The sequence below is a fragment of the Kitasatospora sp. NPDC058444 genome, from assembly GCF_042721415.1.
Taxonomy (GTDB): Bacteria; Actinomycetota; Actinomycetes; order Streptomycetales; family Streptomycetaceae; genus Kitasatospora.
The window spans coordinates 33,705-43,058 of sequence record NZ_JBHXLL010000020.1 but is presented as its reverse complement, the minus strand read 5'-3'; the positions used below and the strand labels follow the sequence as shown (position 1 = coordinate 43,058).

Here is a 9,354-nt window from a genome sequence, read left to right as displayed (position 1 = left end):
AGACAGCTGAGGGCGCGGTGGGGGGGGGGCTGAGCGACGCGTGCGGGGGGGGGCGGGGGGCCGCGCGGGGCGGCCCCCCCCCCCCGGCACCGAGGCGCCCCCGGCGGAGCCGGCTATAGGGGGATGACGTTGACGGCCTGCGGACCCTTGGGACCGTCCTCGAGCTGGTACTCGACCCGTTCGCCCTCCGTCAGGGTCCGGAACCCGCCCCCGACGATGTTCGAGTAGTGGACGAAGACATCCGGACCGGGGATGTCCGGCGTGATGAACCCGTATCCCTTCTCGGCGTTGAACCACTTCACGGTTCCGAAGTTGATCAGGGCCCGGCGGGCCTCCACCGGCCGCACGGACGCCGCCCGCCCGGTGTCCGCCCATGCCGGGACCCCCGCCGCCGCCAGGGCACCGAGGGCGAGAAGGGGCACGCACACGAAGGCCGCCACGCGGCCGCGCACGAGGGTGGGAAAGGACATCTGCCTACCTCCGGGTCGGGGGAACGGCCGGACCGTCGGGTGGCGGAGGCCGAAACGCGTGCAGTTCACCGTGCGAATTCCCGAATCGACCTGATGATCCATCGGGCCTTCGGAGTTGCCGCGGCACATCAAGTGTGCGCACAGAGCACTGCCGCTGGAGAAGTGGCGAAGAGCCGTTTCCGTCGTGCTCGGCAGCGCGAGGCGAGTGGGACGGCGCGATGGACGCACCGCGCTCCGGCCGCGCTTCTCCCCCGCCGGTCGGCCCAACCGGGCACCGGCCGGGGAGAAGCGCGGCCGGAGCTAGGCCGTGGCCCGCTGGACGCGGTAGTTCCAGTGCACGAGTGACCGGACGACGGTTTCGGCGCCGATGGGATTGGAGCTGTGCACGAAGACCACTCCGATCCGGAAGGGCCGTCCGTGGAAGGCGGCCTCCTCCAGGAGGGTCACCACCGGCATGATGGTGTCGTCGCCCCCGAGATCGTGGTCGAGCCACAGCTCGTCGATGTAGCCGTCACGGTGCTCCTCCAGGAGCCGGACGCCTTCGCGGCTGGTGCGGGCGATCCGCGTGGCCCTGGGGAGCGGTCGGAGGTCGTCGATGCCGAGGACGACGGGCGTCGGCGCGGTGGGAGCGTCCTTCACCTGATCATTGTCCCCGTCGGCGGGCGGGAGGGCCACGGGGTATCGCGGCCGGTCCAGCCGCCGGACCACGGCGGTCCCGCTGCCGGCCGGGGCGAGCGGCAACGCGGCGGGCTCCCGCCGGAGTTCGGTGAAGCCCAGGCGGCGCGCGACGGCGGCGCTGGCGGTGTTGGCCGGGTCGTGCACGATCTCCAGGTATACCATGTCCGGCAGCGTGAACATCTCCTCGGCCAGTGCCGCCACCGCCCGGGTGGCGAGGCCCCGGCCGGTGGCGGCCGGGTGCAGCCAGTACCCGACGCGCCGGCCGCCGGGCTCGTCCGCGCGGACGGCCTGGCACATGCCGACCGGAACGCCGTCCTCGGCGATCGCGTAGGTGTACACCTCGCCGCTCGCCCACCAGGTGTCGCAGCGGGCGAGGAGGGCGCGGGTGTGCTCCTCGTCGTGCGAGGCCACCCAGGGCTCCCAGGGGCGTAGGTGCGTCAGGGACTCCTCGATCAGGGTGAAGGCCGCCGCGAAGTCGCTCTGCCCCCGCCAGCGCCGCAGCGCGAAGGCCCCGCAGTCGATGACGTTCCTCGGTCGCACCATGCCGACCATGCTCCTTCCCCGCGCGGCTCCGCCGCAACGGCCGCCGGCGAACCGCCCCGCAACGGCCGCTCGCGAACCGCCCCGCGACGCCCGGCCGTACCACCGCCCCGCGCCCGTTCCGCCGTTGGAGTGCTCTGCCGGGGCCCGCCACGGCAAGCGCGGCGCTCGGCCGCTCCGCGCGCCGCGAGGCCCACTAGGTTCCTGCCGTGGACGAAACCAGGGCTTCGAGCGGGCGCGAGCCGTCCGCCGGCGAGCGCGTCGCGACCCGCCTGGACGCACGGCTGCCGGTCATGGAGGGGGGTCGGGAGCTGCTGCGCAAGGTCTTCCCCGACCACTGGTCCTTCCTGCTCGGCGAACTCGCGCTGTACAGCTTCGTGGTGCTGCTGCTGACCGGCGTCTACCTGACGCTCTTCTTCCGGCCGAGCATGAACGAGGTCGTCTACCAGGGCGCCTACCTGCCGCTCGGCGGCGTACGGGTGTCCGAGGCGTACGCGTCCACCCTGGACATCAGCTTCGAGGTGCGGGGCGGACTGATGATCCGTCAGATTCACCACTGGTCGGCGCTGTTGTTCGTCTCCTCGATCGGCGTGCACCTGCTGCGGGTGTTCTTCACCGGGGCGTTCCGCCGCCCGCGCGAGCTCAACTGGGTGATCGGGGTGACGCTGTTCAACCTCGCGCTGCTGGAGGGGTTCTCCGGCTACTCGCTGCCGGACGACACCCTCTCCGGCACCGGACTGCGGATCGCCGAGGGCGTCCTGCTCTCGGTGCCGCTGGTCGGCAGCTACCTCACCCTGTTCGCCTTCGGCGGCGAGTTCCCCGGCCACGAGATCATCCCCCGGCTGTTCACCCTGCACGTCCTGCTGGTCCCCGGCCTGCTGCTGGCCCTGGTCGGGGCGCACCTGACCCTGGTGGTGGTGCTGAAGCACACCCACTGGGCCGCCCCCGGCCGCACCAACCGCAACGTGGTGGGGATGCCGTTCTTCCCCCAGTTCCTCACCCGCACGGTGGGCCTGATGTTCGCGGTGGGCGGCGTGATGGCGCTGTCGGCCTTCCTCGCCGAGGTCAACCCGGTCTGGCGGTACGGCTCCTACCGCCCCGACGTGGTCGCGACGGGCGCGCAGCCGGACTGGTACATCGGCTTCATCGAGGGGGCGCTGCGGCTGATGCCGGCCGCGGAGACCAGGGTGCTCGGGCACACCGTGTCGTGGAACGTGCTGCTGCCCGCCCTGGTGGTGCCCGGCCTGCTGTTCGCGGCGCTGTACGCCTACCCCTTCGTCGAGCGGTGGCTCGACCCCGACACCGGCGAGCACCACCTGTGCGACCGCCCGCGCAACCGGCCCACCCGCACCGCGCTGGGCACCGCCGGGATCACCGTCTACGCGGTGCTGCTGATCGCCGGCGGCAACGACGTGATCGCGTACGCCTTCGGGCTCTCCGTCAACGCGCTGACCGTGGTGCTGCGCACGGCGCTGATCGTGCTGCCGCCGGTGGTCTTCGTGCTCACCCGGCGCCTGTGCCTGGCCCTGCAGGCCCGGGACCGCGACCGGCTGCTGGACGGCGACGAGACCGGCCGGATCGACCAGTCGCACGAGGGCGGCTTCTCCGGCCACCACCGCCCGATGCCGCAGGCCGAGCGCTACGTGCTGCTGGCGCGCTCCGCGGCGGAGCCGGTCGCGGCCCCCGAGGGGGCGCCGCGGCACGAACGGGTACGGGCCGCCGCGAGCTCCTGGTTCCACCGCGACCGGGTCGAACTCCCTTCCACCGAGCGGGAGTCGGAGCAGATGGTGGCCGTCCTCACCGCCCCGGCCCACCCCGCTCCCCCCGCCGTCCGGGTGCCCGAACCGGCCCCGGGCGGCCCACTCCGGCGGCTGCTGCGCCGGCTCAGCCCGCGCCGTGGTCGCGGTACTGGAAGATGAAGCCGGCGACGGCGAGCGCGAGCACCAGGGCGCCGACCACGATCAGCCACCGGGCGAAGACCAGCCCCAGGGCGAAGACCGTCACGCCGACCGCCGCGAGGACGGGGTAGCCGCTGCGGGCCGGGAAGAATCCGACCGGCCCGGCGGCCTCCGCGATCTCGGCCTCCTTGCGGTCCTGTGCCCGGCCGCCGCCCAGCCGCTGGTGCTGGACGAACCAGAACAGCGCGACCAGGCCGGACATCAGGAACGCCACCGTCAGGATCGCCTTGCCGGCCGGCTCCTGCGCCCAGAAGCCGTAGACCAGCCCGGTCACCGCGAAGAACACCGTCATGACGGCGAACAGCCACCCCTCCGCCTTCACCGCCCGCTCCCCCGCCCGCCGGTGCGGCCGTGCGGCACGCCGGAGGCCCCGCCCGACGTCTCCTCCGGCGGCACCTCCGGATGGTGCAGGTCGAAGGCCGGGGACTCGGAGCGGATCCGGGGCAGCGCGTGGAAGTTGTGCGACGGCGGCGGGCAGGACGTCGCCCACTCCAGCGACCGGCCCCAGCCCCACGGGTCGTCCTCGGCGACCTTCTCGCCGTACCTGGTGGTCGTCCAGACGTTGTAGAAGAACGGCAGGTGGGAGATCCCGAGCAGGAACGAACCGATCGAGGCGCACACGTTCAGGGCGGTGAAGTCGTCCACCGCGAGGTAGGTCGCGTAGCGGCGCGGCATCCCCTGGGCGCCCAGCCAGTGCATCACCAGGAAGGTGGTCTGGAACCCCACGAAAAGGATCCAGAAGTGGACCTTGCCCAGCCTCTCGTCGAGCATCTTCCCGGTGATCTTCGGCCACCAGAAGTAGAAGCCCCCGAAGGTGGCGAAGACGACCGTGCCGAACAGCACGTAGTGCAGGTGGGCCACCACGAAGTAGCTGTCGGTGACGTGGAAGTCGATCGGCGGCGCGGCCAGCAGCACCCCGCTCAGCCCGCCGAACAGAAAGGTCACCAGGAAGCCGATCGACCAGAGCATCGGGGTCTCGAAGGACAGCGAGCCGTTCCACATCGTCCCGATCCAGTTGAAGAACTTCACCCCGGTGGGCACCGCGATCAGGAAGGACATCATCGAGAAGAACGGCAGCAGCACCTGACCGGTGGCGAACATGTGGTGCGCCCACACCGACATGGACAGCGCGGTGATGGCGATGGTCGCGCCGATCATGCCGTAGTAGCCGAACAGCGGCTTGCGGCTGAACACCGGGATGATCTCGCTGATGATGCCGAAGAACGGCACCGCGACGATGTACACCTCCGGGTGGCCGAAGAACCAGAACAGGTGCTGCCACAGCAGCGCCCCGCCGTTGGCCGCGTCGAAGGCGTGCGCGCCGAACTTGCGGTCCGCCTCCAGGCAGAGCAGCGCGGCGGTCAGCACCGGGAAGGCCAGCAGCACCATGACGGAGGTGAACAGCACGTTCCAGGTGAAGACCGGCATCCGGAACAGCGTCATGCCCGGCGCCCGCAGGCAGGTGATGGTGGTGATGAAGTTGACCGCGCCCAGGATGGTGCCGAGGCCGGCCACCACCAGGCCGAGCGCCCACAGGTCCCCGCCCGCGCCGGGCGAGAACACCGGCCCGTTCAGCGGCGCGTAGGCGAACCAGCCGAACGAGGGCGCGCCCTGGGTGGTGAGGAAGCCGCTCAGCACCATCAGGCCGCCCAGCAGGAAGGCCCAGTAGGTGAAGGCGTTCAGCCGGGGGAAGGCGACGTCCGGCGAGCCGATCTGCAGGGGCATGATCGCGTTGGCGAACCCGGCGAAGGTCGGGGTGGCGAACAGCAGCAGCATGATCGTGCCGTGCATGGTGAACAGCTGATTGTACCGCTCGTTCGACAGCAGCCCGGTGTCCGGCCCCATCAGCTGGGCCCGCATCAGCAGCGCGAGCAGGCCCCCGACCAGGAAGAAGCCGAAGGCCGTCGCCAGGTAGAGGTTCCCGATGACCTTGTGGTCCGTGGTGAACAGCCAGCGCAGCAGCGTGCTGCCCTGCCGGACCCGCGCCCGGGTGCGATCCCGTTCACGGGGCGGCGCGGTGGACGAAGCGCTCATGGAACCTCCGCAGCGGAGCCGGTGACGCCCCCGGTCGCGGCGCCGTCCCCCTCCCCGGCCCGGCGGAGGGCCCGCCCTCGCACGCCATCGCCGACCCTAGCGGCGGCGGCCCCGGCCGCCGGGGCGCCACGCGGTACGGCCCTTCGACCGGGTGGCGCCGCCGTCCACGAGCCGTCGGCTCAGCGCTCCCGCAGGTCGGGGACCACCTCGCGCAGGCGCTCGGCGCCGATCGCGCCCGCCCGCAGCAGGACCGGCACCTCGCCGGTGACGTCCACGATCGAGGAGGGCACGGCGGCCGCGGTCGGGCCCCCGTCGAGGTAGACGGCCACCGAGTCGCCGAGCATGCCCTGGGCGGCGTCGCAGTCCTGCGGCGACTCGTGCCCGGTCAGGTTCGCGCTGGAGACGGCCAACGGCCCGGTGGCGTTGAGCAGTTCGATGGCGACCGGGTGCGCGGGCATCCGCACCGCGACCGTCCCGCCGGTCTCGCCGAGGTCCAGCTCGACCGAGTCCAGGTGACGGGCGACCACCGTCAGCCCGCCCGGCCAGAACTCCTTGACCAGCTGCCGCGCGCGCTCCGTCACCTCGACCAGGGCGTCCAGCGCCTCCGGGGAGCCGACCAGCACCGGCGAGGGCATGTTCCGCCCCCGGCCCTTGGCCCGCAGCAGGCGGTCCACCGCCTCCGGCGCGAAGGCGTCGGCGCCCACGCCGTACACGGTGTCCGTGGGCAGCACGACCAGCTCACCGCGGCGCACCGCGGCCACGGCCTCGCGCAGCCCGGCTGCGCGCTCGGACGGGTTCGAGCAGTCAAAACGACGAGTCATCAGGGGTCTCCACCGGCGGGCCGCCGGCCCGCACCGTTCCTCCGGCCCGGCCACCTCTCCGACCGGACACGTCCTGGTCAGCCTACCCGTCCCGGTCCCGCGGCCGGGGCGGGCCCGGGCCGGGTGGGCCCCCGGCCGGATCGGCGAGCTCGGCGGCCTTGGCAACCTCGGCGGCCTCGGCGGTCTCGGCCGCTCGGGTGGCGCGGGGCGGCGGCGCCGTACCGGGCCGCCGTCCCCGGGGGCGGGCGGTCGCGGGCGGACGTAGGTTGCGGACATGACCAGTGACGAGACCGTCCCGGCCGTGGGAGTGCGCCCGGTGGACGAGGTGTTCGCCGCGATCGACAAGGTCAACCGGCGCCCGCGGCCCTGGAGCGGCTTCGAGCACGGCGTGCTCGGCGCCTACCGGTGGGCCGCCGGCGCCCAGGTCGCGGCCCCGGTCACCGCCGCCGCCACGGCCGGCGCCACCGGGCCGTGCCACGCCCAGCTGCTGGCCGAGTGCCAGGCCGCCGCCGTCCACCTCCACCGGGCCCGCGCCCAGGGGTCGGACCACAGCTACGTGCTCGGCGTCCATCTGGCACTGGCCTGGCTCTGCGGGCTGCACGAGGACCGCCCCTGAGCGGGGCGGCCCCGGTGTGTCGAACGGTCGGCGCGCGGCACTGAACCGCGGTCAGGCGCGGTCAGTAGTAATGGCGGCGGCCGCCGACGGCGTGCCCGAGAGCTCCGGCGACCCACAGGACCAGACCGATGACGACCAGCACCATGCCGATGGTCCACAGGAACGAGATGCCGGCGACGAAGCCGATGATGAGCAGGATGACGCCGAGGACTATCACGAGGGTCTCCAGGGTTGACGGGCGGCTGTTCGACGGGGCGGCCTCGTCGGCTCGTACCCGCCGGGACCGTCCCCGGGAAGCGGGACCGGCCTTGTCCGGCCCGTTCTCCACACCCCACGCGTGTACCGCGCTGCCGCCGGGGCAAACCCGGTCCGCCGTTCCCCGTCAACGCCGGTGGCGGCCGCGCCGGCGGCGGCGCGGTGCGACCACCCGGGGCGCTGGCAGGAAGAGCCGGGCCAGCTCGCGGCCCAGGTTGACGCCGATGGCGAGGGCCATGGCCATCGCGCCGGCCCGCCCGATGCCGCTCAGCCCGACCTCGGGTTCACCCCGCACGAAGGCGAGCATCCCGAAGTACAGCACCGAGCCGGGCAGTAGCGGCCCCAGCGCGGCGGTGATGTGCGGCAGTGCCGAGCTGCCCCGGCACCGCGCCATGAGCTGGCCGGACAGTCCCACCAGCCCCGCCGCCAGGCCGGTGGCCAGGATCGGCTCGCCGCCGGCGTTCACCAGCACCCCGTACGTGGTCCAGCCGGCCGCGCTGTTCAGCAGGACCGCCGGCAGCGTGCCCGGTTCGGTGTTCAGCAGCACCGCGAACGCCAGGGTCAGCAGCACCGCGGCGGCGAGCTGCAGCGGCGGGTTCACCGCCCCGGGCGGGACGTCCTGGGCGGCGAGGTCGGCGCCGTTGTTGACGCCGACGTAGAGCACCGTCATCACCCCGATCACCACGCCGGCCATCAGGTACAGCGCCTCGAGCAACCGGGCGGCCGCGGTGAGGTAGAAGCCCGCCAGGCCGTCCTGGGCCGCCGCCACCATGGGCCATCCCGGCAGCACCGCGTACAGCCCTCCGGTGATCACCACCGATCCGCGCAGGTGCAGCCCGTTGAACGACAGCAGGATGCCGATCACGGCGGCCGGCACCGCCGCCACCACGAACTGGTAGAAGGCCGGGAGGTCGTGGCGCGCCACCAGCGCCGAGAGCCGCTCGCCCGTCAGCGCGGCGACGACGGCGCTCGCGAACACCAGCCAGGCCCTCGCGTCGGCCCGGCCGCCGATCAGCAGCGTGGCGGCCCCGGCCATCCCCCCGCAGCAGAGCACGAACAGCCGGCCTGAGTAGCGGTGGCTGTGCCGGCGGGCCGCCACCAGCCGGTCGTGCGCCTCGGGGACGGCCATCCCGCCCGCGGAGATCTCGATGACCAGCCTGAACACGGCGGCCAGCCGCGCGTAGTCGACGGCCGGGCGGCGGACCGAGCACTCGGCCGTCAGCGAGGTCTCCGACGGGCCGGGCTGGTACGAGATCGCCACCCGGGTGAAGGTGACCTGCGGGTCGCACGGGTGGAGCCGGTAGGCGTGCGCGACCGCGAGCATGGCGGCCTCGACGTCCTCCGCGGCCTCACCGCTGGCCAGCAGCAGCTCGCCGACCAGCAGCGCGAGGTCCAGCACCTGCGCCGGTTCGACGCCCGCCGGAGGGTCCGCGCCGGCCACCTCCGGCGCGGGCTGCCGGTCGGCCGTCGGGGTGCGCAGCAGCGGCAGCATCATGTCGGGCCAGGGGGCCGCGGTGCCGTCGCCGTCCGGTCCGGGCCGGGCGGGCGTCTCGGGCCGGGCGCTCGTCTCGGGCCGGGCGCTCGTCTCGGGCCGGGCGGGCGCTGGGGCCTGGGGCGGCACCCGTTCGGGCCGGGTGGGCCGCCCTTCCGGGCCGGCGGGCGCGCCGAGCTGCTCGTGTTCCGTCATCGCGACTCCCTGACCCCACCCCCTCCGTCAACAACGTGCAGCCGTTCAACTACCCGGAGTGATGCTGCGGCGAACGCGCCACACCCGGCACACCCGTCCGAACCGGAGCACGACCCGCCGTACACGCCCCACCGCCCCGCGCGTGCCGACCTCGGGGGCGGGAGCCGGCCGGCCGCCGGGCTGCGGGGCGGGCCGCGCGAGGGCCCCGACCGGCGGATTCGCGGCGGCGTCCGCGGGTACACGCGGCGGTGCGAGGACTCCGACGGCGCGCCCGACGGGGCTCTGGGGTCCGCCC

Annotated in this window: 9 protein-coding genes; 2 read left to right on the top strand and 7 right to left on the bottom strand. The window is 73.7% G+C overall.

The features are described 5' to 3' along the window. Nucleotides 1-113: 113 nt before the first annotated feature. Nucleotides 114-317, bottom strand: a complete 204-nt coding sequence (locus ACFWP2_RS21560; protein WP_380453909.1) for a cold-shock protein — start codon at nt 315-317, stop codon at nt 114-116. 453 nt (nt 318-770) lie between these two features. Further along, complete coding sequence (locus ACFWP2_RS21555) at nt 771-1,691, bottom strand: GNAT family N-acetyltransferase (RefSeq protein ID WP_380453711.1); 921 nt, start codon at nt 1,689-1,691, stop codon at nt 771-773. 290 nt (nt 1,692-1,981) lie between these two features. Between ACFWP2_RS21555 and ACFWP2_RS21550 the strand changes: the two genes are divergently transcribed. Then, nucleotides 1,982-3,607, top strand: a complete 1,626-nt coding sequence (locus tag ACFWP2_RS21550; protein ID WP_380453907.1) for a cytochrome bc complex cytochrome b subunit — start codon at nt 1,982-1,984, stop codon at nt 3,605-3,607. Here ACFWP2_RS21550 and ACFWP2_RS21545 read toward each other — a convergent pair. From ACFWP2_RS21545 to ACFWP2_RS21535, 3 genes are all read right to left on the bottom strand, one after another. Beyond that, nucleotides 3,573-3,968, bottom strand: a complete 396-nt coding sequence (locus tag ACFWP2_RS21545; RefSeq protein WP_360341745.1) for a cytochrome c oxidase subunit 4 — start codon at nt 3,966-3,968, stop codon at nt 3,573-3,575. The genes ACFWP2_RS21550 and ACFWP2_RS21545 overlap by 35 nt on opposite strands. Beyond that, nucleotides 3,965-5,680, bottom strand: coding sequence for a cytochrome c oxidase subunit I (gene ctaD, locus ACFWP2_RS21540; RefSeq protein WP_380453708.1), 1,716 nt, complete (start codon nt 5,678-5,680; stop codon nt 3,965-3,967). Before ctaD ends, ACFWP2_RS21545 begins: the two co-directional genes overlap by 4 nt. A 179-nt stretch (nt 5,681-5,859) precedes the next feature. After that, nucleotides 5,860-6,501, bottom strand: a complete 642-nt coding sequence (locus tag ACFWP2_RS21535; RefSeq protein ID WP_380453706.1) for an L-threonylcarbamoyladenylate synthase — start codon at nt 6,499-6,501, stop codon at nt 5,860-5,862. A 274-nt stretch (nt 6,502-6,775) separates the two neighbouring features. Here ACFWP2_RS21535 and ACFWP2_RS21530 point away from each other — a divergent pair, with 274 nt between their 5' ends. Further along, nucleotides 6,776-7,117 carry a hypothetical protein gene (locus ACFWP2_RS21530; RefSeq protein WP_380453704.1) on the top strand — a complete coding sequence of 114 codons (342 nt, stop codon included), beginning with the start codon at nt 6,776-6,778 and terminating at the stop codon, nt 7,115-7,117. Between the two features lie 61 nt (nt 7,118-7,178). Here the strand turns inward: ACFWP2_RS21530 and ACFWP2_RS21525 are convergent, their stop codons facing one another. Both ACFWP2_RS21525 and ACFWP2_RS21520 read right to left on the bottom strand, forming a co-directional pair. Beyond that, nucleotides 7,179-7,334 carry a DUF6131 family protein gene (locus ACFWP2_RS21525; RefSeq protein WP_380453702.1) on the bottom strand — a complete coding sequence of 52 codons (156 nt, stop codon included), beginning with the start codon at nt 7,332-7,334 and terminating at the stop codon, nt 7,179-7,181. 165 nt (nt 7,335-7,499) lie between these two features. Continuing rightward, complete coding sequence (locus ACFWP2_RS21520; RefSeq protein WP_380453700.1) at nt 7,500-9,059, bottom strand: threonine/serine exporter ThrE family protein; 1,560 nt, start codon at nt 9,057-9,059, stop codon at nt 7,500-7,502. Between the last annotated feature and the right edge of the window lie 295 nt (nt 9,060-9,354).

What these genes read in the sequence shown, in the direction of transcription:
- ACFWP2_RS21555 (WP_380453711.1), bottom strand. Translation starts at nt 1,691, where the DNA reads ATGGTGCGACCGAGGAACGTCATCGACTGCGGGGCCTTCGCGCTGCGG.
- ACFWP2_RS21550 (WP_380453907.1), top strand. Translation starts at nt 1,982, where the DNA reads ATGGAGGGGGGTCGGGAGCTGCTGCGCAAGGTCTTCCCCGACCACTGG.
- ctaD (WP_380453708.1), bottom strand. Translation starts at nt 5,680, where the DNA reads ATGAGCGCTTCGTCCACCGCGCCGCCCCGTGAACGGGATCGCACCCGG.
- ACFWP2_RS21535 (WP_380453706.1), bottom strand. Translation starts at nt 6,501, where the DNA reads ATGACTCGTCGTTTTGACTGCTCGAACCCGTCCGAGCGCGCAGCCGGG.
- ACFWP2_RS21530 (WP_380453704.1), top strand. Translation starts at nt 6,776, where the DNA reads ATGACCAGTGACGAGACCGTCCCGGCCGTGGGAGTGCGCCCGGTGGAC.
- ACFWP2_RS21520 (WP_380453700.1), bottom strand. Translation starts at nt 9,059, where the DNA reads ATGACGGAACACGAGCAGCTCGGCGCGCCCGCCGGCCCGGAAGGGCGG.